Consider the following 23,699-nt stretch of genomic DNA (forward strand, 5'->3'; position numbering starts at 1 on the left):
GTTTGGAGACGTGGGGGCGTCACAAAGCAAAAACCACAACGCTGCTTATAGAGGGGAAGAGACTCCCGCCCGGTGCGCGGCGTGGGCTTGGGCGCGGGCAGCGGTACTACAAGATTGCGCCGGGGATCTACGCCGAGCGCGCGCGATGGGAGGCACTGTCGCGCGACGATAAACTGCGACTACACGGGATTGCACATGTGCTGAGCTGCACGAACGGGATCCTCTGCGGACAGTCCGCAGCGTTGATGTGGGGGCTGCCGATCGCCAGGCGGGCTGACCCCAACGCGGAAATCGGCTTCCATCCGCCGGAAGGGACAACCGCGAAATTGCAGCTCCGAACCCCACGGCCATTGCACGCGACCGCCGCCAAACGTGCTGAAACGCTGCAAATAGAAACCTCGAACGGATTGCGGGAGGTGCGGCTCACCGGCGTTAACGATACGATCATCGATCTCGCTCGGTGGCACAGTGTGGCAGACGCAGTCGTGGCCGCAGAGTTCGCAGCCCGAGCCGCAATGGGCGGACTGGGAACTCCGGAGTTCATAGCGGAATTGCGCGCCGACGCAAACGGACTGCGGAGACTCCGGGGGATTGCGAAGGCGAGGGAAGCGCTTCGGCTGATCAATGGCGCGTCCGAGAGTCCACGGGAATCCGCGCTGAAGGTGAAGCTCTGGGAGGCCGGACTACCTGCGCCTATGCAACAAGTGGAGCTGCACTACGAGGGCTACTTCGCAGGTCGGGTGGACTTTTTCTACCCGTGCGGGCTGGTGATCGAATACGACGGTCAGAGCAAGTACCAACCCGGTCAGGCCGGCGGCCTGTCCGGTGGCCTGTCCGGCAGGATGTCCAGCGGCCTGTCCGGTGGCCTGCCTGGCGGGATGGTCAACGAAGAGGTGTTCGCAGCGCGGCAAATCATCAGCGAGCGCGCACGCGAGCGCAAACTGCAGAATCTGGGGCTGCGAATTTACCGAGTGGACCGCGATAACTTCCGCGACGGCACTGCCGTGGCAGACATATGCAGGATCCACAGGCAGATGACGCAGCATGGGCTCGAGTTTCCCGTCGCCAACTACCGGGGAGGCGTGCCAGCGTGGGAAGCCCCGTGACGGCTAAGCGATTCTCAGCCCGTTTAAGCGATTTTTGATGCGCCGGCAGGGGCAGGGGCGCGCCGATCAGCCAGGCGAGCAGGGGAGGTTTTGCACATTTTCCGACACTCACGACGCGGAATGTCCAGAATTCCACGTCTTAAAATATAACTAATCTATTTGCACAGGTCAGAGCGTCGCAATTTTGTGCTGCACACTCGCTACTTTCAATAACTCGTAGATTTTGGACATCCGCACTTTAGCCCGAGCCAGCAGCTGCGCGACGTGTGACCGATGGGGTTGATGTGACGGCTTTCGAGGGGGCACCCGCGAAAGGAAGCAAGAAACGGCGGGGTGAGTGGCGCGAGGACGGAGAATGAGAGCGCCGAGGTTGGGGACGGCGGGGAATCGGCAGCGCGGAAAGTGGAAACAGCGAAGCGGACGATAAACTGGGGTGCCATGACCGATGATCAGGAAAACACCGGCGCAGACGATGACGTTCGCGCAGGTCAGGGACTCCAAAGTGCTGCAGCGGACCTGTCTTTTAAGGTATGCACTCGCTTGGCTGACAGCCCCGGCGCGCAAGGCGCCAGCACGCGCACAACCCGCAGAACCGCAACCGGGGGCGCAAGCACCAGCGACGACACAACCGCAGAGGCCGCAGCCCACGGCCCCTCCCGCGAAAAGGGAGAAGCGGGACCGCTGGGGCGTACGGGCGTCATAGAAACACCGCATGGAACGATCCGCACCCCCGCGTTCATCCCGGTGGCGACAAAAGCAACGGTGAAGACCCTCACACCCGAGCAGGTGCGATCGACGGGCGCGCAGGCCATGCTTTCGAACGCGTACCACCTATATCTGCAGCCGGGGCCAGACATCGTGGACGAAGGCGGCGGGCTCGCGGAATTCGAGAACTGGCACGGGCCGACGTACACGGACTCCGGCGGCTTCCAGGTCATGAGCCTCGGCGTGGGCTACAAAAAAGTCCTGGCCATGGACACAAAAGGCCGCAGCGAGGCAGACATCATCCAGCAGCAGAAGAAGCGCATGGCCGTGGTCGACGAGGACGGCGTGGATTTCCGCAGCGTCATCGACGGCAGCAAGCACCGCTTCACGCCGGAGGTGTCGATGCAGATCCAGCACCAGCTGGGCGCGGACATCATGTTCGCCTTCGACGAGCTGACCACCCTGGTGAATACACGCTCCTACCAGGAGGAATCCGTCGCCCGCACGCACCGCTGGGCCCGCCGCTGCCTGGCGGAACACCAGCGTCTGACGGACATTCGCCAACACCGGCCACTGCAGTCCCTATGGGGCGTGGTGCAGGGCGCACAGTACGAGGATCTGCGGCGGCAGGCAGCACGCGGCCTGGTGGAGCTCTCCCGCGAAGCGGAGGCTCAGGGCAACCGCGGGTTCGGCGGCTTCGGCATCGGCGGCGCGCTGGAGAAGGAAAACCTCGGCACTATCGTCCGCTGGGTCGCCGAGGAACTCCCGGAGGATAAGCCCCGCCACCTGCTGGGCATATCGGAGCCGGACGACCTGTTCACCGCGATCGAGGCCGGCGCCGACACGTTCGATTGCGTCGCGCCCACCCGCCTGGGCCGCCGCGGTGGCGTGTACACGCTCGACGGTCGCCTGAATCTTATGGGCGCTCGGTTCAAGAGGGATTTTTCTCCTATTGACGCCGAAGTAGGCGGCTACGTCTCGGAGAATTATTCGCGCGCGTACATTCACCACCTGCTAAAGGCGAAGGAATTCCTCGCTGGCACGCTGTGCACGCTGCATAATCTGCACTTTATGGTGGGGCTGGTGGACCGGATCCGCGAGTCCATGGAGCAGGGGCGTTTCTATGAGTTCCGGGAGGAATTCATGTCTCGCTACTACGGCCCAACCTGGCAGGAGCGCCTGGGTCAGCACTAGCGCGGGCAGGCCGGATGGTCGGCGGGCAGGCGCGGGCATGCATGTCGCGCGCCTGCGCGCTAGCGCACGCGCTCCAGCGTCCGGCCTTCGTTGTCGAAGCGCTGGATGGCGCCGGAGCGGAAGTCCCGCTCCAGCTGCGAGCCTTCAATGTCAAAGGTCGGCAGCACGCGGTCCAGCCACTTGGGCATGTACCAGGTGGCTTTGCCGAGCAGCATCATCATGGCGGGGATGAATGTCATGCGCACCAGGAATGCATCGAATAGCACGGCCGCGCCCAGTGCGAAGCCGAAGATCTGCACGAACGGCAGTGGCTGGAAAATGAAGCTGGCGAATACGCCGATCATGATGAGCGCCGCCACCGTCACGACCTTCGCGCCCATGCCGAATCCGAAGATCACGGAGTCTTCCACGGGTGTGTACTTGGAGCTCTTAGCAGCCTCGAAGGATTCGTGCTTGAAGCGTTCTCGCATACGCGAAACGATAAACACCTGGTAATCCATCGCCAGCCCGAATGTCACGCCAATGAGGAAGATCGGCATAAAGCTGATCAGCGGCCCCGGCGAGTCCCACAGGCCGCCCCAGCCTTCCTGCCACACCAGCACGGTCAGGCCGAAGGCACCACCGACGGAGAGTAGGAATCCGAGTGCGGCCATGATCGGCACGGTGATGCTGCGGAAAATCATCAGCAGCAGAACCAGCGCCAAGCCGACGACCAGCGCCAAGTACACCGGCATGGCGTTTGAAAGTTGTGTCGTAACGTCCTGCTGAATGGGGATCAGGCCGGTGATGCCCATGTCCACGCCGGTTTCGTTCTCGATCACGCTCTGTTGGCTGCGCAACGCGTGGATCAATGCGGCGGTGCCTTCGTCGGTCGGCCCACCCTCGGGCGTGATCAGCAGTTGCGCGGTCAGCCCGTCTTCACTCTGGCCGATCAGCTGTGCATGCTTCACATGGATGTTGCTGCCGAGGTTCTCCATCGTGTACATGAATGACGCCTGCGCGGCGGCCTTGCGCAAGTCGCCGGCGCCCTGCCCGGCGTCGCCCTGTTCAGGCGTGCTCTGACTTGCCTCGCCCTGCCCAGCCTCGCCCTCAGCCGGCTTGTTGGCCTGCATGTCCGCCTGGCCGGTGATGTAGGTGGCAAGTGCGGGCGAATCCGGTTTTGCGTTCTCACCGTTGACCACCACCAGGAACGGGGCGTTGCGCCCTGGCCCAAAGCCGGCCTCTGTCATCTCGGCGGCCTTGCGCTGGGTGGAGTCCACGTTGGACGTCTTGTCATTCGGCAGCGAAAGCTGCAAATTCAGCGCGGGCAGGGTCAGCGCTGCCAATGCCAGCATGACCACTGCAATGGAAATGCCAGGGAAGTTGTACACCATCCTGATCCACCGGCTCGCCAAGCCGTGCTTGCGCTTACTGTCGTCCACGCGCTGGTGCTCGCCGCGGACCGCGCGCGCCGTAGCCGCCGCGGTTGCGCCAGCCCCGTCGCCCTCTGCATCAGCGCGTACAGCACGCCCGCTTCGGTTGCCCAGCCCCGCCGGACCACCGGTGAAATACCCGTGCGCCGCATCCTCCCCCGCGAGGGCGGAGGCGTACCGTGACCCGAACGTGGCGTCCTTACGAAAGACCCGCGAGCCGCACGCACCAAGCACAGCAGGCAGGAACGTCAGCGCCACGACCACGGCGACAACCACGCTAACGGCCGCAAAGTATCCCATGTACGACAGGAATGGGATGTTCGCCAGGCGCAGGCCCAGCAGCGCGACGGTCACGGTCAGCCCGGCGAACACTACTGCCGAGCCCGCGGTGCCTGCAGCCAAGCCAATCGCATCCGGGCGCGAGCGCCCCTGCCGCAGTTCGTCGCGGTAGCGCGACATGATGAACAGCGCGTAGTCGATGCCAACGGCCAGGCCAATCATCAGGCCCAACGTCGGGGTGATGGAGTTCAACGGCAGGAATGCCGTCGCCCCCACCGTCACGAGTGCGCCGATACCCACACCCACAATCGCGGTAATCAGCGGCAATCCCGCCGCCAGCAGCGAGCCAAATGTAAAGGCCAGAATAACGAGCGCGACCACCACGCCCGCGATCTCGGAGATCGGTTCGACAGCGATCGGATCGCCGAAGCCGGGGCCGCCGACCTCCACGGTCATGCCCGCGTCGCGCGAGACCTGGATAGCGTCGTACACCGCCTGGCGGTCTTCTTTGGTCACGTCGGCAGGCAGGGGCACATCGAAGCTGAAAGACATCGTGCCGTAGCGCCCGTCGGCGGAGTACATCCGCAGATTCTCGGCGTCGGACTTCGCGGTAGCTTCGGGCAGCCCTTGCTTCGTCATCTGCTCGACCAGCATCGTGCCGAGCTTCTTGTTGAGGGTTACGGGGTTGCCGAACTGCATGCCCTCTTTGAAATCGGGCACGTTGTTCTTTAGCGACGCCACAGTCTCATCCATCGCCGCCATCAGCTCTGGGTCTTCGAGTTTCTTCCCGTCGGGGGCTTCAAAGACTACGTTGACGTCGGTGGATTCAGCCGGGTTCTTGGTGCCTGGGAATTTCTCCTGCAGCATCTCGGTGGCATGTGTGGAGGGGACGTCTTTGATTTCAAAAACGTCGTTGAAGCCCTTTTGGAACCCGAGGGCGGCTGCGGCGATGCCGACGAGGAGCAGTAGCCAGGCGGCGATCACCCGCTTTTTGTGTAGGTAGGACCATCGCCCAAGGTTAAACAGGATTTTCGCCACTGGTTGACCTTCCGCCGGCTTGTGAGGTGTGTAGTTGAGCTGCGCAGCATTCGCAGATAGTTCTCGAAATATACATCCTACCGTAGCTAAATCCGCAGGTGGAATGTTACCAATGTTACGCGTGTTGCAGAAGTTTCCAACCAGGCTGGCGAGACCTGCAGCACCCCACAGCTAAAAGAAAACCGCGCGCTGCCACTGGGAAAATCCCAACAGCAACGCGCGGTTCAGCACTTTGGCGGTGGCGGAGGGATTTGAACCCTCGGTTGCTACTAACAACACTCGCTTTCGAGGCGAGCACCTTCGGCCGCTCGGACACGCCACCCCAGTCCACAATTGCAGACTCGTACTAGCGTAACACCCCCACATTTTCGCAACAAAACCCCTGTCCACATGCGAAAAATACCGAAACCGGAGCCCTAGTCGTTCAGCATTTCCTCAATGAGCTGACGCATCCTGGCGTCAATATCATCGCGAATCAAACGCATCCTCTCAGCCCCCTCGATCCCGCGAGTAGAAGGTTCATCGGTGCGCCAACGCTCAAGGGTACCGTGCGCATCAGCGGGCATGTCCAGCTGCGCTTAGCTCCCCAGCACACCGAACATGGCCACCTGGAATACGGAGTTGATCGCCACCAGTACGGCTGTGGCCTCGCGGTCGGCGCATGCCAGGTCAGACCACACCAAGACCATGGCGATGCAGCGCGCGAGACCTACGATGAACAGCGTACCTATGCATCTATGCACGCAAAAAGCTCGTTGCGAACCTCCACCAGTTCGCAACGAGCTTGCCGCTTAGCGCTTTGGAGCGCTTGAAGGCGTGAAGACTTAGTTCTCGCCGAAAGCCTTGTCCAGACCCTTGTTCAGGCCGTCCTTAGCCTTGTCAGCCTTGTCGCCGTCCAGCTTGCTGTCGATAACCTTGTCAGCACCGTCCTGAATCTTGTCGCGGTGCTCGCCTGCCAGGTCCTTTGCCTTGTTCAGATCCACTGATCTCTCCTTGTTTTTGAGGTAGCTATTTTAGTTCTAATTTGTGCGCCCTAGCCGCAACTCGTACGACCAGAAGCGCACTACCCAAAGTAGGGTCGCTTCCGGTTTCTCGCCACCGTCGAGGTGCTTCACTGGGCTCGGTAACCACCAAACTCCCCAAAAACACCTGTTCAGAACCAGTTGTTAATTTTCTATAAAAGTTCTGGACGCCACCTCGTCCTCCCCTTCCCCGCCCGTCCGCCAGGCCTCGTGGGGAACCACCGCCAACGGTCTACCGCAAGCCCGCGAAGAACGTCCGCAGCAACTCCTCACATTCTTCGGCCAGCACGCCTCCGCGGACGTCCGCCCAATGCAGTGGAGATTCCCGCGGTACATCCCAAACACTCCCGCATGCACCTGTGCGAGGCTCATAGGCTCCGAAAATAATGTTGCCGATTCGCGCCCCCATCAGGGCTCCAGCGCACATGGCGCACGGTTCCAAAGTGACGACGAGGGTGCAGCCTTCCAATCGCCAAGCGTCTCCGAGCTGCTGCACCGCTTCTTTGATGGCGAGTACCTCCGCGTGTGCGGTCGGGTCACGATCCGCTTCGCGGCGGTTCACTCCCCGCCCTAGTTCGCGGCCATCTGGCCCAAAGATCACCGCGCCTACGGGCACATCCCCCGCGGGTGTGGTCGCCGCGATCTCCAAAGCCCGGCGCATCCGTGCCTCCGCGTCCACACTCCGCTCGGGGCGCGGAAGCCCTGCGCCTACGACCCCTGAAGCCGCCACCCCAGCATCTACGCCCCCTGAATCCACACTGGCACTTGCAGCAGCGTCCGCTTCACGCTTTCGCGTCACCTGTTAAAACTCCAGCTCCACGCCAACCAAGTTCGCCAGCTCGTCGGCGAAGCCCAACTCGTCGGCCACGCGCAGCACCTGCTCCGCCCCGTACAAATCCTCGTCGTAGAAGATAATGGACATCACCTGCTCGCTGGCTCCGAGATCCTCCAGCATGTCGAAGTCGCCCTCGGGCCACGGTTCGTCGGAAGCGTCGGCTTCCTCCTCCGAAGGCTCGTCGATGTCCAACGTATCCAGCACCTCGCTGGCAATGTCGTAATCCAACGCTGCGGTGGCGTCGCTAAGTAAGATCCGCACGCCACCCGGCACAGGGCGGAGCACGGCGGACCAGTCATCCTCCACGCAGAGCAGTCCCACGACCGGCCCTTCCGCGCGCGAGGAGCGCAACTCCTCGACCAAATCCTGCAGGTTTTCCGTGGCTCGGGTGGGTAGTTCACGCAAGTGCCATTGGCCGTCGGCGCGGATGGCGGAAACGGCGAAGGTTAAGTCGCCGTCGTTATCAAAGCTGTCGGTGCTCATGTCCCCCAACGCTAGTCGGCTTTGTGGAACACTGGGAAGCGTGAGCCACGAAAATTCTTCCGATTACCGCCTTAGCACCGTCCCCGAGGATCGCCGACCACTGTGCATCCTGGGGCTTGGCCTGATCGGCGGGTCCCTGATGCGCGATGCGCAGACAGCAGGCTGGCCCGTGTTCGGTTGGAATCGATCGGAGAAAACGGTCTCCCGCGCGCGTCGCGACGGCTACGACGTTTCGGGCGATCTGGAAGCCACCCTGCGCCGCGCCGAACAGGCCGATGCGCTGCTGATTCTTGGGGTGCCGATGCCCGCGCTGTCTTTCCTTCTTGACGCCATATCTCAGCATGCCCCGAGCTGCGGCTTTACTGACGTGACCAGTGTGAAGCAGGAAGTGCATGACCTAGTGGAGGCCAAGGGCATGTCCGACCGTTTCGTCGGTGGGCATCCAATGGCGGGCACGGCGAACTCTGGCTGGGCGGCCACTATGCACGGACTTTTCCAGGGGGCAGTGTGGGTCGTAACGTACGACAACGCGCGGGACGATAAGCGCTGGCTAGACACGTGGGTGCGCGTGGTCGGGCTGGCGGAGGAAGCTGGCGCGGCGGTCGTCCCCGCCATCGCGCGGAGGCACGATGATGCCGTCGGGCGCGTGAGCCACCTGCCGCACATCCTGGCGGAGGCACTGGCCGTGGCAGGCGATACTGGCGGCCCGCTGGCACTGAGCCTGGCGGCGTCGAGTTTCCGCGACGGCACCCGCGTGGCAGGCACCGAGCCGGATCTAGTCCGCGCGATGGTGGAGAACAACCGTCCCGCTGTACTCAATGCCCTGGACCAGACCATTGAGCTGCTGCAGGGCGCGCGCGAGGATATTGCCAACCCAGAGAGTTCCCTCAAAACCCTGGCTGAGGAAGGCAACGCAGCGCGCGGGCGCTTCGAGGCACGGGCCGGTCGCAACAAGGGGGATGCCACCAACCGTCCGATTATCCGCGTGCGCCCGGGCGCGCCGGGGTGGGTAGATCAGCTGCGTTCGGCGGAATCCATGGGCGCGCAGATCGGCATTTTCTAGCAACCGCAGGAGTGCTACGCGAGCTAGCAGTCCGCCTTCGTCTTCGCGGTGGGCGCGCCGTCCAGCAGGTCGGGCAGCCCTTTCGCCAGCGCATCCACGCCTGCCCACGACGTAGGCTCCAGGCCATCGTTGGGGATCGCCATGATCGCAACGGGCGTCATTTCCCCGTCCTTACCGGGCACCAGCCCCAGCTGGCGGTATATAAAGCGTCCGTCGTCCTCCGGCCCCCAGCCGCCCTTGAACTGCGATCCCTTAATCTTCGACAGGCCGTAGCTGTGCTCCGGGATGATGTGCCCCATGCGCTCCAACACCTTGTCGGAGCCGTTCATACAGCGGAAGCCATCCATGAAACGCACCTGATCCGTCAGCTTCCACGTCAGCCCGCCGAATCCAACGTATTTCCCCTCGTCGTATTCCTTCCCCGGCGCGGTCGGGTCGCCCGTGCGCTTGAGGTAGTCCTGGATTTTGTGCGAGGCAGTTCTGTCGGACCAGTCGCCTAGGTACATCCAGAGGCGGAAGGCGGCGTCATTATCCGAATAGTGAATCGCCGCATCCATGTCGGCTTCCATTGCCGCGCGCGGGGCGGGCTGGTGGTGAGCCTCGGCGTAGCGCAGTTTCTCTTCAACGGCGCCTGCGATGGGGGCTTTAATGGTCGACCAGGCGCTCTCCGCGTTGAGCGTGCCCGCGTGGAGCGGACCTTCCTGACCGAGGATTGCCACGCCGACCTGCACATTGTTCTTCTTGGCGATGTCGGCGGCGAGCTTGTCCAGCTTCGCCTGCTGTTCCTCGTCGGTGGGCGGGGTGGCGTCTGCGCCGTCAGTGCTGTCGTTGCCGCCGTTGTCGGGCGCGGCGGCGGTGTTGGCGGCGGGTGCGCTCTCTTCGCCCTTCTCCTCGACGCCCCCTTCCCCGCCGTTTAGCCCCACTACCAGACCGACCGTGATGGCGAGGACGGCGGCTCCCACTCCGAGGCTCGCGACGAGTCCGCCGCTGGCACCGCGGCCGCCGGCACCTCCGCTCCGCGGCTTCTCTTCGGAGCGTTCATTGCTCGCCACTTTTCCTCCTTGACCAGCAGTCTCTTCGAACTCTTCCGTCTCGGCTGCGCATTCTCCGCCGCGTGGCACGTCCGCCATACAGCAGCTCAGCCGCGCAACACTTCCGAGCAACGTTTCCACCGCCTAGCACTTCACCACGCAGCGTTCCGCCGCTCAACGCTTCCGAGCAGCGTTTCCACTGTGCGACAAATCACCACCGAGAGCGATCGCGTTCAGTCTAGCCAGGAATCCCCATGCTTGCGCCCCGTACAACTTCCATTGCAGAGACTCTTAACCCCCTGCAGCAATACTCTTAGTCTCCAACGACGCCACGCTTAAACCCCTCAAGCGGGCGCGGTCGTGAAAGCCTGAATGTCCCAAATCTACGAGTTATTGAAAGTAGCGGGTTTGCAGTAAAAAAACGCAACGCTCTGACCTGCAAAAACAGAATAGTTATATTCTAAGAGCTGGAATTTGGGACATTACCCTCCAAGACTCCTTGCACCTGAGACGCCCTGGGATGCCAGGGGCCCGGTCCCGCGAGGGCTACAGACGCGAGCCAGGGACTTCAGGGACCCGCCAGGCGCCGGTCAGACGCGCCAAGTGCCCGGCGCCGGTCAGGCCTGACGCAACTCCGACACCTTCCGTCGGCCAAACCAGCCAATCGCCACCGTAAGCACCAGCCCGGCCAGTGCTCCCGCGAGATATCGCCCAACGTAATCGGCGCTGGTCTGCGGGGTTCTCGGCGGAGTGGGGGTAGTGGCCGCTGTCAGCACGCTCGATGTGTCGCGTCCGCTGGTGACGTCCTCGATCCAGGACTTGGCGTCGGACAGCGTGGTGATAGCCGCCGTCGGCGAAGGCAGATCCGGGTCACCATTTGCGGTACCGGCGGTTGCGAGGCCTGCGAGCCGCCCGCCGACGAAGAATGGCGCTCCCGAGTCGCCGCCTTGCATAGCTGCGCGCGTGAGGGATTCTGCCTCAAGGATGCCCCCGGCGATCTTCGGCATGACGCCACCCGCTCCATCTGCGGGAATCGCCCCACCACCCATGGCAATGTCTGCGGGAACAGATTCCACGCCCTCCGGGCTGGATGATTCAGTGGCTTTCTTCGCGCCAGACTTCTTGGAAGCCTCTGGTGCAGGTGCACCGGGGATCAGTTCGGAGTTGTCGCCGTGGAGGACCTCCGGGCCGCCCGGAGCCACTTTAACTCCGCCATCGACCTTGCCATCCGATCCAGCGACTCCAGCGACTCCAGCGGCACCACCTGCACCGCCTTCGCCTCCGTTGCCGCCCGGCGAACCGGAGGCGCCTGGCCCGGTCAAAATCTCCCGCACTCGCATTCGCGCCACAGGCAGCTGACCCTTGCGAGCCATCAGGGAGCTGCTACTCCAGCCGTACAGGTTCCCCTCGTCGCCGTTCTTTGGCGAACTATCGGCCAACTTCGCCGGCTCGACTCCCTCGACGGGCCGGGTGAGGTGCAAGAGCCCGGCGTCCATAACAGGAGACAGCGACCACGAGTCCGCGTCATACACAGCACCTCCGATGCGCGCCTGCGTGCCCTCGTTGGAGACGGATTCCAGGCAGTGGCGGGCCGTCAGCACCCATTGCCGGGCGACGAGCGTACCGGTGCAGTCTCCGAAGTTGCCTACGCGCCCGATCCGCAGCGAGGCCACGGCCCGCGATTCCGCGTTGTCCGCGGCGCGCTCGCCGAATTCCATTGCGCTGGCGGGCGCCATGCATGCGCCGCTCAAAGTTGCAGCAACTGCCGCTACGGCAGCTCCCTTGGTTACAAAATTCTTCATGCTGGTCCTTCCACGGCTCATGCTCGTTCCCCCGAAATCACTCGGACAGTCTGCGCGACGCAGCGCTCTGCCGGCCCTTGTCCTGCAAACAACGTATTCGCCGGGCCGTCGGCGAGCTTCTTCCACAGCCATGCGAACACCAGGAACACCGCGATAAACGCCGCCGCCCACAGGTCCGAATGCAGCGCCACGTGTGTCTGCCACCAGAAGGCCGATAGCACGTGCAGGATGTACACCGTCAGCGCCATGGAACCTAGCGCGACCAGCGGATTCGTTGCCCGCATACGCTGGCCAATGACCAGGCAGAGATGCAGCACGATAGCGGCGACGGCAACGGATAGCACGATCTCGCCGAGCACGCCCGTGTGGCCGGTGGTGCGCGCCCAGCCGGGTAGGTCCGTCTGGAAGCGCAGGTAAATGCCGATGCCTGCGATGATGAGGCACGCGGTAGTCGTTGCCTTCTTTATGACGCCACCAGCCCCAGTGCCGTCCTTCCCCACGTACACGTCGAAGAGGACCATCCCGGCGATGATGTATGCGACCCACGCGAAGTGAGGGTATGGAAGTGGCAGTTCCAGCGGGGCGTAGCGCCACGTTGCGGCGGCTGTAGCAAGCAGCAGTAGGGCAACTTTCGCAGCTGTGGGCAGTGGAGGAATCCAGGCGGTGGCGAGCATCGTAATGCCCAGCACGACGAGTACCACCTGGATTTCACCACCAACCGGCAGCAGCGCCAGGCCGATGAGCGTGATGATTGCTCCACGTGCAGCAAGCTTCGCTACCGTCTGCAACGTGGTAGCAGCAGAGGCGACGGTGGCAGTAGAGGCGGCAGAGGCAACAGTGGCCCTGCGCTTGGCGTTGTTCCAAATAAGCATCATGGTCACGCCCGCGATAACGGCGAATAGTGCTGCCGGGAGTCCGGAGAGCACCACCTTCGCCTGCCACAGCGGATGCCCAAGGTGCAGGTAGATCATTCCGATGATCGCGACTCCGCGGGCAATGTCTAGCCCGAGAATGCGCTGCCGCTTCCCGGGCTCCCGCGCGGCGCTCTTAGAGGTAGGTGTGCTAACCACCCAGCTATCTCCTTTTTAGTTCTCAAATTCTCAAACAAACCGCACTGCGGCAGTCGGCACGCAGGGTTCGCACGCCGACCCGCTAAAGCGGAACGATTGTCTTTTTTAATCTCCAATCCTTGAGCCCCACTGCCCCGTCTTTGTGAGCCCCCTGTTAGTTCCTTCTAAGTTTCCGCCAACCTAGCCCCGACCTGCCTGAAACCGTGCCGCTTTCCACGCCTTACGAGGCCCAATGTCCAAAATCTACGAGTTATCAAAAGTAGCAAGTACGAAGCCTAAAACTGCAAGCCTCTGACCTGCGCAAACAGGATAGTTATATTCTAAGATATGGAATTTTGGACATCCCCACCCCACCAGCCACACTGGCCCCACGCCGGCCGTCACACCGCCCTCCGGAGCCACCGCACAGCACCCACCCTGGGGCCCCTGCACAGCCCCCACACCACACCCCGGAGCCACCGCACCCAGCAACGCAAAAACCCCGCAGCCAGCGGATTAACGCTAGCTACGGGGGAAATGGTGCGCCCGGAGGGATTCGAACCCCCAACCTTCTGATCCGTAGTCAGATGCTCTATCCGTTGAGCTACGGGCGCATTGCTAATACCAGAGCCGATATCTACTACCGCTTCCAGTATCACGTTTGTGCTGCAAGGTTGCCCTTGCAACGAAGATTTACTCTACACACCACGGGCACAAAACAACAAATCCCCACCTCACCAGCAGGAATGTCGCATACTCAGTAGCCGACGGCACCGAGGAAATCGTGCGCCCGGAGGGATTCGAACCCCCAACCTTCTGATCCGTAGTCAGATGCTCTATCCGTTGAGCTACGGGCGCTTGGAAACTTCGACAAAGTGCGTACACGCCGGCACAATCCCAGCGGACCACCACAGGCGCACCACACGCCCCACAACACTGTCCGCAGCTGTTAGCCCCGGAACCTCACCACAAGTAACCGGGCAGCTTTATGGGCAGCTCATGCGCGTAACGCACTCTGTCGAAGTTGCGGAGGCGACAGGATTTGAACCTGCGGTCCCCTAAGGGACAACTCCTTAGCAGGGAGCCCCATTCGGCCGCTCTGGCACGCCTCCGGATGTCGTATCACGGCATACCGATTCAGGTATCCACAATCTCGACCGCATTTAGCCTACACAACCACCCGCTCCCTCCCAAAATCCCCGCGCATTACCCTGCCCACTGCGCCCGTTACCGCCTATTACACTGTATAGGTATGATTCGCCCCGACCTTTCATCCTTGCCCGCCTACGTCCCTGGTGCTTCGATCCCGGGCGCACTGAAGTTGGCCTCTAACGAGTCTTCGCTGGCTCCGTTGCCTTCTGTGAGTGCTGTTATTAATGACGCCACCTCGCACCTCAACCGCTATCCCGATATGGCTTCGGGCGCTTTGCGGGAGAAGTTGGCGCAGTGGTTGGGCGTGGACCTCGACAATGTCGCCGTAGGTAACGGCAGTTCCGCCTTGTGCCAGCAGCTGGTGCAGGCTACTTGTCAGGATGGCGATGAGGTGGTGTACGCCTGGCGCTCGTTCGAGGCATACCCGATCCTGTGCAAGATCGCTGGTGCGGTGGGAGTGGGTGTGCCGCTGAAGAGGGGGCGTCATGACCTAGAGGCAATGAGTGAAGCGATCGGCGAGCGCACGCGCTTGGTGTTTGTGTGCAACCCGAACAATCCGACGGGCACGACGGTGGGGCGCGAGGAGTTCCGCGAGTTCATGGCGCGTGTGCCGGAGGATGTGACGGTGGTGCTGGATGAGGCGTATGTGGAGTACAACCGGGATGCGGAGTCGCCGGTGGCGCTGGAGGAGCTGCAGCGCTACCCGAACTTGGCGGTGTGCCGGACGTTCTCGAAGGCGTATGGGCTGGCGGGTCTACGGCTGGGCTATCTGATCGGCTCGGAGGGGCTGGTGGAGGCCGTGAATAAGGTGGGGATTCCTTTCGGTGTGAATGCGTTGGCGCAGGCGGCGGGGGTCGCAAGTGTGGACGCGCAAGCCGAGCTGGCTGCGCGTGTGGGTGCGACGGTCGTGGAGCGTGAGCGGGTGGAGGCATACCTGGCGGGGGTCGCTGAGGATTCGGCTTCCGGCGGTGCGGGTGCAGATGGCGAGCCGCTGACGTACCCGTCGCAGACGAACTTTGTGTGGTTGAACGCAGGCGAGCGCGCCGAGGCGCTGGATGAGGCGCTGAAGCGCGAGGGCGTGGTGGCGCGGTGTTTCGCCGGTGAGGGCGTGCGCGTGACGGTGACGACGGCGGAGGAGACGGATGTGCTGCTCCGCGCGTTGGATCGTGCGTTGCCTGCCGCTGGGTTGGTTGGGGCGGGCGCTGAGTCGGCTGGCCCGCAGACCTCCCCGCAGGCTGACTAGCGCCGTGCATCCGGAGGATCCGACGCGCATCCCCGCCGTGGTGGAACGTCTGCGCGCGGCGTGGGAGGCTCAGCCTTCGGTGCCGTTTGCGCAATTGTGGGCGCAGTTGGAGTCGGTGGGGGTGGGTTTCAACGCCACTGATGCGGAGCTGGTGGAGGCGTGCGATGAGCTGTTGCGCCGCCATCCTTATTCTTTTGCGCCTGGTGGTGACGCCCCCTCGGCTTCAGCTGCGCCGCGCACTGTGGTGGTGGAGACGGCCGATCCGGGGCCAGTGGTGACGCTTTCCGTGGAGCCAGGGGAGCCACTGGGGTGGGTGGTAGTGCGTGGCCGGCGAGCGGGGGTTCAGCCGGTGGTGTGGCGATTTCGGGCGGTGCGGGCGTGCCGGGCGGGGGCTCCTTTGGTGGTGGAGGATGCGGAGGGGTTTGCGCACCGTTTAGGCGTGGTGGAGCGACTGACGGCTGCCGAGTTTTCGGTAGCTCCGGAGCACAATGAGGTGGCGCTGGAGGGGCTGCGGCGCGCGGAGTTGGGGGATCGAGTGTTTGTGGTGCGTTTTAGGGATGATTCGTGGGCGTTGGTGGGGCACGCTTTGTGGTGGTTTAGGGTGGGGCGCCGGGCGGTGGATGCGCGGAGGTTGAAGTGGGTGGGGTTTGATTCTGGAATGCCAGGAGCCCCGCTCCTGGTGCGTACACCGGGAGCGGGGCTCGAGGAGTTGCCGCTGGTTGCGGAGGTTTTCCGCGCCAGCTAGGCGGGGTAGCTAGCCCGGGCGGGCTAGCTTTGGGGGGCTAACTCTGTGGGGTTAGCTCTGGCGGCGGCGCAGTGCCATCAGGGCACCACCCAGAGCCAGGGCGATCACAGACGCACCTAGCGTGATGGCCAGGCCGGATACACCGGTCACAGCCAGGCTGCCACCACGGGAACCAGCCTCGGTGCTCTGGGAAGTAGCACCAGTGCTGCCCTTGCCAGCACTCTGGTTGCCAGCGGCACCGTTGTCAGCGCCCTTACCGGCACCCTGGTCGCCAGCCTTACCCGGCTTAGCACCCTTATCGGCACCCTGGTCGCCAGCCTTACCCGGCTTAGCACCCTTATCGGCACCCTTGCCCGGCTTACCCGGCTTCTCAGCACCCGGCTTGCCCGGCTTAGCCTCACCCGGCTTGCCCGGAGCAGAGGAGCCAGCACCATCACCGTGGTTACCCAGCAGAGCACCAATCAGGCCGGAGCCAACAATCGTGCCACCAATGATGGCGCCGATCTTGTTCGGATCGTTCAGAGAACCGGACGGGCCACCCGGCTGGTTGCCACCCTGGTCATCCTTGTCGGTGACCGTGACGGTGACCTCGTCGATTACCTTGCCGTCCTTGTCCTTGACAATGACGGTGATCTTGTCACCCGGCTTAGCGTCCTTATCAATGTCGACAATCAGCTTGCCGTTCTCATCGATCTCAGCCTTACCCGGACCATCGGTCTCAACCGTGGTGCCTGCCGGAACATCGCCACCGTTGTTCGGGATCTCAACCTTGTCGCCAGGCTTACCGGAATCATCCTTCCAGTCAGGCTTCTCAGCCGGAGCATCCGGCTGCTCAACCTCAACGACTACGCGGTCGATCTCATTGCCGTCCTTGTCCTTGACAATGACGGTGATCTTGTCACCCGGCTTAGCGTCCTTATCAATGTCGACAACCAGCTTGCCGTTCTCATCGATCTCAGCCTTACCCGGACCATCGGTCTCAACCGTGGTGTCTGCCGGAACATCGCCACCGTTGTTCGGGATCTCAACCTTGTCGCCAGGCTTACCGGAATCATCCTTCCAGTCAGGCTTCTCAGCCGGAGCATCCGGCTGCTCAACCTCAACGACTACGCGGTCGATCTCATTGCCGTCCTTGTCCTTGACAACGACGGTGATCTTGTCACCCGGCTTAGCGTCCTTATCGATGTCGACAACCAGCTTGCCGTTCTCATCGATCTCAGCCTTACCCGGACCCTCGGTCTCAACCGTGGTGCCTGCCGGAACATCGCCACCGTTGTTCGGGATCTCAACCTTGTCGCCAGGCTTACCGGAATCATCCTTCCAGTCAGGCTTCTCAGCCGGAGCATCCGGCTGCTCAACCTCAACGACTACGCGGTCGATCTCATTGCCGTCCTTGTCCTTGACAACGACGGTGATCTTGTCACCCGGCTTAGCGTCCTTATCAATGTCGACAATCAGCTTGCCGTTCTCATCGATCTCAGCCTTACCCGGACCATCGGTCTCAACCGTGGTGCCTGCCGGAACATCGCCACCGTTGTTCGGGATCTCAACCTTGTCGCCAGGCTTACCGGAATCATCCTTCCAGTCAGGCTTCTCAGCCGGAGCATCCGGCTGCTCAACCTCAACGACTACGCGGTCGATCTCATTGCCGTCCTTGTCCTTGACAACGACGGTGATCTTGTCACCCGGCTTAGCGTCCTTATCAATGTCGACAACCAGCTTGCCGTTCTCATCGATCTCAGCCTTACCCGGACCCTCGGTCTCAACCGTGGTGCCTGCCGGAACATCGCCACCGTTGTTCGGGATCTCAACCTTGTCGCCAGGCTTACCGGAATCATCCTTCCAGTCAGGCTTCTCAGCCGGAGCATCCGGCTGCTCAACCTCAACGACTACGCGGTCGATCTCATTGCCGTCCTTGTCCTTGACAACGACGGTGATCTTGTCACCCGGCTTAGCGTCCTTATCAATGTCGACAACCAGCTTGCCGTTCTCATCGATCTCAGCCTTACCCGGACCATCGGTCTCAACCGTGGTGCCTGCCGGAACATCGCCACCGTTGTTCGGGATCTCAACCTTGTCGCCAGGCTTACCGGAATCATCCTTCCAGTCAGGCTTCTCAGCCGGAGCATCCGGCTGCTCAACCTCAACGACTACGCGGTCGATCTCATTGCCGTCCTTGTCCTTGACAACGACGGTGATCTTGTCACCCGGCTTAGCGTCCTTATCAATGTCGACAATCAGCTTGCCGTTCTCATCGATCTCAGCCTTACCCGGACCCTCGGTCTCAACCGTGGTGCCTGCCGGAACATCGCCACCGTTGTTCGGGATCTCAACCTTGTCGCCAGGCTTACCGGAATCATCCTTCCAGTCAGGCTTCTCAGCCGGAGCATCCGGCTGCTCAACCGTGACGGTGACGTCAACGGTGTCCTTGGTGCCATCCGGGTAGGTCACAACAACCGGAACAGTGATCTTGTCACCCGGCTTCGCATCCTCCGGAACCTTAACGGTGATCTCACCGGTGTTCTCATCGATGGTCACACCCTCAGGAGCGTTGTCACCCGGGGTGAACTTCGTGCCCTCAGGAGCCTGGGTGTCCTTACCGTCCTTATCCTTGAACGTCGGAGCATCAATCTTGACATCGCTACCCGGCTTACCCGAACCATCCTCGTAGCCAGGCTCGAAGGTTGCGGCATTGGTGGGGTTACCCGGCTCGATCGGAGTTGCCGGAATCGAGCCCTTATCCTTCGGGTTCGAACCCTTGTCCTTCTCTACCTCATCCGGGATGCTGTCGTTATCGTCATCCTCGTCGGTGGTGTCAGGCGTACCGTCACCATCAGTATCCAGCTTGAAGTTCGCCTTCACCTCATCGGTGGACTCATCCGGGTAGGTCACCGTAACCGGAACATCGAACTCTTCCTTGGTGTCCTTGTTCAGCTTCTCCGGATCCGCAGTCACGGTGATCTCACCGGTGGACTCATCGATCTTGACGGTGTAGCCCTCAGGAGCAGTGAAGCCGTCAGTGATCTTGAACTTCGAACCCTCAGGAGCCTTGGCGTCCTTACCGTCCTTGTCCTTGAACGTCGGGGAAGACTTCGTCTCCTTACCAGGAACAACCAGCTTGTCCTCGTAGGCCGGCGCGTAGACGCCGTTGTCCTTGTCGGTCACCGTGACGGTGACGTCAACGGTGTCCTTGGTGCCATCCGGGTAGGTCACAACAACCGGAACAGTGATCTTGTCACCAGGCTTCGCATCCTCCGGAACCTTCACGGTGATCTCACCGGTGTTCTCATCGATGGTCACACCCTCAGGTGCGTTGTCACCCGGGGTGAACTTCGTGCCCTCAGGAGCCTTGGTGTCCTTACCGTCCTTGTCCTTGAACTTCGGAGCATCGATCTTGACATCGCTACCCGGCTTACCCGAACCATCCTCGTAGCCAGGCTCGAAGGTTGCGGCATTGGTAGGTTTACCCGGCTCGATCGGAGTTGCCGGAATCGAGCCCTTATCCTTCGGGTTCGAACCCTTGTCCTTCTCTACCTCATCCGGGATGCTGTCGTTATCGTCATCCTCGTCGGTGGTGTCAGGCGTACCGTCACCATCAGTATCCAGCTTGAAGTTCGCCTTCACCTCATCGGTGGACTCATCCGGGTAGGTCACCGTAACCGGAACATCGAACTCTTCCTTGGTGTCCTTGTTCAGCTTCTCCGGATCCGCAGTCACGGTGATCTCACCGGTGGACTCATCGATCTTGACGGTGTAGCCCTCAGGAGCAGTGAAGCCGTCAGTGATCTTGAACTTCGAACCCTCAGGAGCCTTGGCGTCCTTACCGTCCTTGTCCTTGAACGTCGGGGAAGACTTCGTCTCCTTACCAGGAACAACCAGCTTGTCCTCGTAGGCCGGCGCGTAGACGCCGTTGTCCTTGTCGGTCACCGTGACGGTGACGTCAACGGTGTCCTTGGTGCCATCCGGGTAGGTCACAACAACCGGAACAGTGATCTTGTCACCAGGCTTCGCATCCTCCGGAACCTTCACGGTGATCTCACCGGTGTTCTCATCGATGGTCACACCCTCAGGTGCGTTGTCACCCGGGGTGAACTTCGTGCCCTCAGGAGCCTTGGTGTCCTTACCGTCCTTGTCCTTGAACTTCGGAGCATCGATCTTGACATCGCTACCCGGCTTACCCGAACCATCCTCGTAGCCAGGCTCGAAGGTTGCGGCATTGGTAGGTTTACCCGGCTCGATCGGAGTTGCCGGAATCGAGCCCTTATCCTTCGGGTTCGAACCCTTGTCCTTCTCTACCTCATCCGGGATGCTGTCGTTATCGTCATCCTCGTCGGTGGTGTCAGGCGTACCGTCACCATCAGTATCCAGCTTGAAGTTCGCCTTCACCTCATCGGTGGACTCATCCGGGTAGGTCACCGTAACCGGAACATCGAACTCTTCCTTGGTGTCCTTGTTCAGCTTCTCCGGATCCGCAGTCACGGTGATCTCACCGGTGGACTCATCGATCTTGACGGTGTAGCCCTCAGGAGCAGTGAAGCCGTCAGTGATCTTGAACTTCGAACCCTCAGGAGCCTTGGCGTCCTTACCGTCCTTGTCCTTGAACGTCGGGGAAGACTTCGTCTCCTTACCAGGAACAACCAGCTTGTCCTCGTAGGCCGGCGCGTAGACGCCGTTGTCCTTGTCGGTCACCGTGACGGTGACGTCAACGGTGTCCTTGGTGCCATCCGGGTAGGTCACAACAACCGGAACAGTGATCTTGTCACCAGGCTTCGCATCCTCCGGAACCTTCACGGTGATCTCACCGGTGTTCTCATCGATGGTCACACCCTCAGGTGCGTTGTCACCCGGGGTGAACTTCGTGCCCTCAGGAGCCTTGGTGTCCTTACCGTCCTTGTCCTTGAACTTCGGAGCATCGATCTTGACATCGCTACCCGGCTTACCCGAACCATCCTCGTAGCCAGGCTCGAAGGTTGCGGCATTGGTAGGTTTACCCGGCTCGATCGGAGTTGCCGGAATCGAGCCCTTATCCTTCGGGTTCGAACCCTTGTCCTTCTCTACCTCATCCGGGATGCTGTCGTTATCGTCATCCTCGTCGGTGGTGTCAGGCGTACCGTCACCATCAGTATCCAGCTTGAAGTTCGCCTTCACCTCATCGGTGGACTCATCCGGGTAGGTCACCGTAACCGGAACATCGAACTCTTCCTTGGTGTCCTTGTTCAGCTTCTCCGGATCCGCAGTCACGGTGATCTCACCGGTGGACTCATCGATCTTGACGGTGTAGCCCTCAGGAGCAGTGAAGCCGTCAGTGATCTTGAACTTCGAACCCTCAGGAGCCTTGGCGTCCTTACCGTCCTTGTCCTTGAACGTCGGGGAAGACTTCGTCTCCTTACCAGGAACAACCAGCTTGTCCTCGTACTTCGGATCGAAGTCCGCGTTCTGGTTCGGAGCCTTCTTATCGGTCACCAGGACAGACCATGCGGCGACATCGTTTCCGCCCGAGACAACAACAACGTTGTAAACATCGCCCTTCTGGGCGTTGGCTGGGATATCGAAGGTGCACGCCGCGACCTGTGCCTTCGCAGCCTTGGACTGGTCCAGCTCGCAAGTCTTGACAACCGTGCCGTTCTTATCGCGCCACTCGATCTTCGACGGCAGAGCCGATAGCTCACCGCTGAACTCCGGGGTCACCTTGGTGCCCGGCTTAGCGGGCTTGTCGGTTGCGTTGTAGTCAGCCGTGATCGACACCGGAGTGTACGGCATGAGCGCGTGGCGAACGTTGTAAATCGAGTTCACCGGCTTGCCGTAGCGTGGCTTTCCTAAATCCTCAATTCGCGAGGTGACTGCTTGGTTTTCAGCCGGTACTGCATCTGCCGGCTTGAAGTTACCGCCAGCATCGAAACGCTGGAAGATCGGGGTGTGGAAGCCGGTGTAGCCGGTCTGGACGACACCGTCCTTGTTCTCAACCCACACGAACACGTGGTCGGGGTTGAGGAAGTCCTCACGGGTCTGATTCTTATCCGTGTATCCACCGAAGCGCAGGGAGTAGTTGCCTTCTTTGTCGGTCTTGCCGTAGACCGTCTTGAGGATGTACTCGGGGTGGGCCTCGAGCATTTTCTTGGTTTCTTCGGCCAGCTTGTCCGGGTCGTTCTTGAACTTCTCCTGCAAAGCCTTGTTGGCTGCAGCGCCGTCCTTGGTCAGGGTCGATGCGTAGACGGTGTAGCCATCGGCAGCTGGGTCCTGGGTAACAGAGTCACGCTTCGGGCCGGTTGCTGGGAAGCCCCAGTCCGGGCTGCCACCGGTTTCGAGCCACACCTGGCCGGAAAGAACATTGGATTCGCCCAGCTGGGTGGCTGCTGAGCTGATTGGACCCTTCGGGTCCTCAACCAGCTTGTCGCCCTTGGCTGCCATGTAGCTTTTCTCGTGGTTCGGCGGAACCTCACGCAGGAACGCAGCCATCAGCTGCATGTTGCCGCCAGCTGAGGTAAAGGAGCCCATCGGGCCGTCAACAGTACGATTGAAGGAGCCTGGTGTCCAACCGTTGGCTTGACGGAACATCTCAACGCGGTTGCCGCGATCGTTGGTGAATGGCTCAACCCAGATGCGGTGCTTCTGGCTGTAGAGTGCCGACCAGGTGTGCTCGCGGCCCTGCTGGTCGGTCCACGTGATGCCCTTCTTACCCGTACCAAAGGCGAAGGTACCCTGGCCACCGTTACCGCCGACCACGTCCGGCAGGGTGTGGGTCTTCGCACTGAAGATCGGCGAGTAGGAGCCGTCCTTATCGCGGAACTGCGCGTAGACGGTGATGCCGTCCAGCTTCTTGTTGCCGTTGTCGTAGGCGGCACCCGGGTTGCCGTTGGGGCTGGTCAGGTACACGTGGCCCGAGATCAGACCCTTACCCACGCCGAACGAGTCGGTCAGGTTGCTGGCCTTGGTAACACGACCGCTGGCAATCATGTCCGCATCGATGATTTGATTCGCCTGCGCTGCAGGCTTGTTTGCTGTCTCCTCAGCGACAGCAGCCGGAGCAGTCTGGGTCTGCACCACCACAGTGCCGGTGGTTGCCAGCGCCAGCACAGCACCAGCGGCTGCGATGGACTTCATGCTGTGGTTCTTAAATGCGAGAGCCCTCGCACCGAAACCAGTACGGATGGTACGTCCGCGCAAGTTTGCCATGAGTTAAGCCCTTTCTAAAGACTTCTCTAAGTTTCTTGACGACCCACCCACACCGGGAAGGTCACACGCCACGACCCGCGCCCGTCGCGATCTGCATTAACGCGAAAATTGCATGCGTGCGCAAGCCTCTTCAAAGAACCTTATTCCCCATTCCCCCAGAAAGCGACCGCAAATTTCTTAGATTAAATAAAGGTTCAGCTCATGCGATCCTCGCGCCCTATCAATAAACCCCTCCAGCAATGGATAAAAGCAATGCTCTTTGGGCTCCTTTCAGCACTCTCCCTGCGCACTCGGAAATATGATGAGCGCGAAGATAGGGCTATTTATTACGTGAACCTATGTATGCTTTCTTTATATTTTCTGTCAC

General features: G+C 61.4%; 13 protein-coding genes, 4 tRNA genes and 2 pseudogenes. 5 read left to right on the forward strand and 14 right to left on the reverse strand.

The window, feature by feature from the left end; translation table 11 throughout:
* Nucleotides 1-197 precede the first annotated feature (197 nt).
* Complete coding sequence (locus AC06DS_RS02590; protein WP_477100915.1) at nt 198-1,106, forward strand: hypothetical protein; 909 nt, start codon at nt 198-200, stop codon at nt 1,104-1,106.
* Between the two features lie 438 nt (nt 1,107-1,544).
* Complete coding sequence (gene tgt / locus AC06DS_RS02595; RefSeq protein ID WP_477100916.1) at nt 1,545-3,005, forward strand: tRNA guanosine(34) transglycosylase Tgt; 1,461 nt, start codon at nt 1,545-1,547, stop codon at nt 3,003-3,005.
* A 59-nt stretch (nt 3,006-3,064) separates the two neighbouring features.
* On the opposite strand, the gene AC06DS_RS02600 is transcribed toward tgt, so the two are convergent.
* The 7 genes and pseudogenes from AC06DS_RS02600 to AC06DS_RS02630 form a co-directional block, all read right to left on the reverse strand.
* Entirely contained in the window at nt 3,065-5,734 is a 2,670-nt protein-coding gene (locus AC06DS_RS02600) for an MMPL family transporter (RefSeq protein ID WP_477100917.1), read from the reverse strand.
* A gap of 233 nt (nt 5,735-5,967) precedes the next feature.
* A tRNA-Ser gene (locus AC06DS_RS02605) sits at nt 5,968-6,056 on the reverse strand.
* 94 nt (nt 6,057-6,150) lie between these two features.
* A pseudogene (locus AC06DS_RS02610) lies at nt 6,151-6,312 on the reverse strand (arsenate-mycothiol transferase ArsC); the annotation flags it as partial.
* Between the two features lie 6 nt (nt 6,313-6,318).
* A pseudogene (locus AC06DS_RS02615) lies at nt 6,319-6,456 on the reverse strand (ACR3 family arsenite efflux transporter); the annotation flags it as partial.
* A 102-nt stretch (nt 6,457-6,558) separates the two neighbouring features.
* The gene (locus tag AC06DS_RS02620) at nt 6,559-6,717 is read right to left on the reverse strand and encodes a hypothetical protein (RefSeq protein WP_434830102.1); all 159 of its coding nucleotides are present in this window, start codon (nt 6,715-6,717) and stop codon (nt 6,559-6,561) included.
* A 271-nt stretch (nt 6,718-6,988) separates the two neighbouring features.
* Nucleotides 6,989-7,417 carry a nucleoside deaminase gene (locus AC06DS_RS02625; RefSeq protein WP_434825111.1) on the reverse strand — a complete coding sequence of 143 codons (429 nt, stop codon included), beginning with the start codon at nt 7,415-7,417 and terminating at the stop codon, nt 6,989-6,991.
* Between the two features lie 141 nt (nt 7,418-7,558).
* Nucleotides 7,559-8,074, reverse strand: a complete 516-nt coding sequence (locus tag AC06DS_RS02630) for a tRNA adenosine deaminase-associated protein (protein WP_434830101.1) — start codon at nt 8,072-8,074, stop codon at nt 7,559-7,561.
* A gap of 40 nt (nt 8,075-8,114) precedes the next feature.
* Here AC06DS_RS02630 and AC06DS_RS02635 point away from each other — a divergent pair, with 40 nt between their 5' ends.
* Entirely contained in the window at nt 8,115-9,137 is a 1,023-nt protein-coding gene (locus tag AC06DS_RS02635) for a prephenate dehydrogenase (protein WP_434830100.1), read from the forward strand.
* Between the two features lie 23 nt (nt 9,138-9,160).
* Here AC06DS_RS02635 and AC06DS_RS02640 read toward each other — a convergent pair whose 3' ends face one another.
* The 6 genes from AC06DS_RS02640 to AC06DS_RS02665 form a co-directional block, all read right to left on the reverse strand.
* Complete coding sequence (locus AC06DS_RS02640; RefSeq protein WP_477100918.1) at nt 9,161-10,189, reverse strand: hypothetical protein; 1,029 nt, start codon at nt 10,187-10,189, stop codon at nt 9,161-9,163.
* Between the two features lie 596 nt (nt 10,190-10,785).
* Nucleotides 10,786-11,970 (reverse strand): trypsin-like serine protease, encoded by a 1,185-nt coding sequence (locus tag AC06DS_RS02645; RefSeq protein WP_477100919.1) that lies wholly within the window; start codon nt 11,968-11,970, stop codon nt 10,786-10,788.
* Nucleotides 11,971-11,987: 17 nt separating this feature from the next.
* Nucleotides 11,988-12,941: a DUF418 domain-containing protein gene (locus AC06DS_RS02650; protein WP_477101166.1), complete on the reverse strand. Its 954-nt coding sequence runs from the start codon at nt 12,939-12,941 to the stop codon at nt 11,988-11,990.
* 616 nt (nt 12,942-13,557) lie between these two features.
* A tRNA-Arg gene (locus tag AC06DS_RS02655) sits at nt 13,558-13,633 on the reverse strand.
* A gap of 171 nt (nt 13,634-13,804) precedes the next feature.
* Nucleotides 13,805-13,877, reverse strand: a tRNA-Arg gene (locus tag AC06DS_RS02660).
* 169 nt (nt 13,878-14,046) lie between these two features.
* Nucleotides 14,047-14,131, reverse strand: a tRNA-Ser gene (locus tag AC06DS_RS02665).
* Nucleotides 14,132-14,271: 140 nt separating this feature from the next.
* On the opposite strand from AC06DS_RS02665, the gene hisC reads away from it, so the two are divergent.
* Both hisC and AC06DS_RS02675 read left to right on the forward strand, forming a co-directional pair.
* The gene (gene hisC / locus AC06DS_RS02670) at nt 14,272-15,414 is read left to right on the forward strand and encodes a histidinol-phosphate transaminase (RefSeq protein WP_477100920.1); all 1,143 of its coding nucleotides are present in this window, start codon (nt 14,272-14,274) and stop codon (nt 15,412-15,414) included.
* Nucleotides 15,415-15,418: 4 nt separating this feature from the next.
* The gene (locus tag AC06DS_RS02675) at nt 15,419-16,159 is read left to right on the forward strand and encodes a hypothetical protein (protein ID WP_477100921.1); all 741 of its coding nucleotides are present in this window, start codon (nt 15,419-15,421) and stop codon (nt 16,157-16,159) included.
* A gap of 51 nt (nt 16,160-16,210) precedes the next feature.
* On the opposite strand, the gene AC06DS_RS02680 is transcribed toward AC06DS_RS02675, so the two are convergent.
* Entirely contained in the window at nt 16,211-23,332 is a 7,122-nt protein-coding gene (locus tag AC06DS_RS02680) for a YPDG domain-containing protein (protein ID WP_477100922.1), read from the reverse strand.
* Nucleotides 23,333-23,699: the final 367 nt, after the last annotated feature.

This window comes from Corynebacterium sp. TUM25015, assembly GCF_056393505.1.

Coding starts and splice junctions, on each gene's coding strand:
- tgt (WP_477100916.1), top strand. CDS start 1,545: ATGACCGATGATCAGGAAAACACCGGCGCAGACGATGACGTTCGCGCA.
- AC06DS_RS02625 (WP_434825111.1), bottom strand. CDS start 7,417: ATGCGCCGGGCTTTGGAGATCGCGGCGACCACACCCGCGGGGGATGTG.
- AC06DS_RS02630 (WP_434830101.1), bottom strand. CDS start 8,074: ATGAGCACCGACAGCTTTGATAACGACGGCGACTTAACCTTCGCCGTT.
- AC06DS_RS02645 (WP_477100919.1), bottom strand. CDS start 11,970: ATGAAGAATTTTGTAACCAAGGGAGCTGCCGTAGCGGCAGTTGCTGCA.
- AC06DS_RS02650 (WP_477101166.1), bottom strand. CDS start 12,941: ATGATCTACCTGCACCTTGGGCATCCGCTGTGGCAGGCGAAGGTGGTG.
- hisC (WP_477100920.1), top strand. CDS start 14,272: ATGATTCGCCCCGACCTTTCATCCTTGCCCGCCTACGTCCCTGGTGCT.
- AC06DS_RS02680 (WP_477100922.1), bottom strand. CDS start 23,332: ATGGCAAACTTGCGCGGACGTACCATCCGTACTGGTTTCGGTGCGAGG.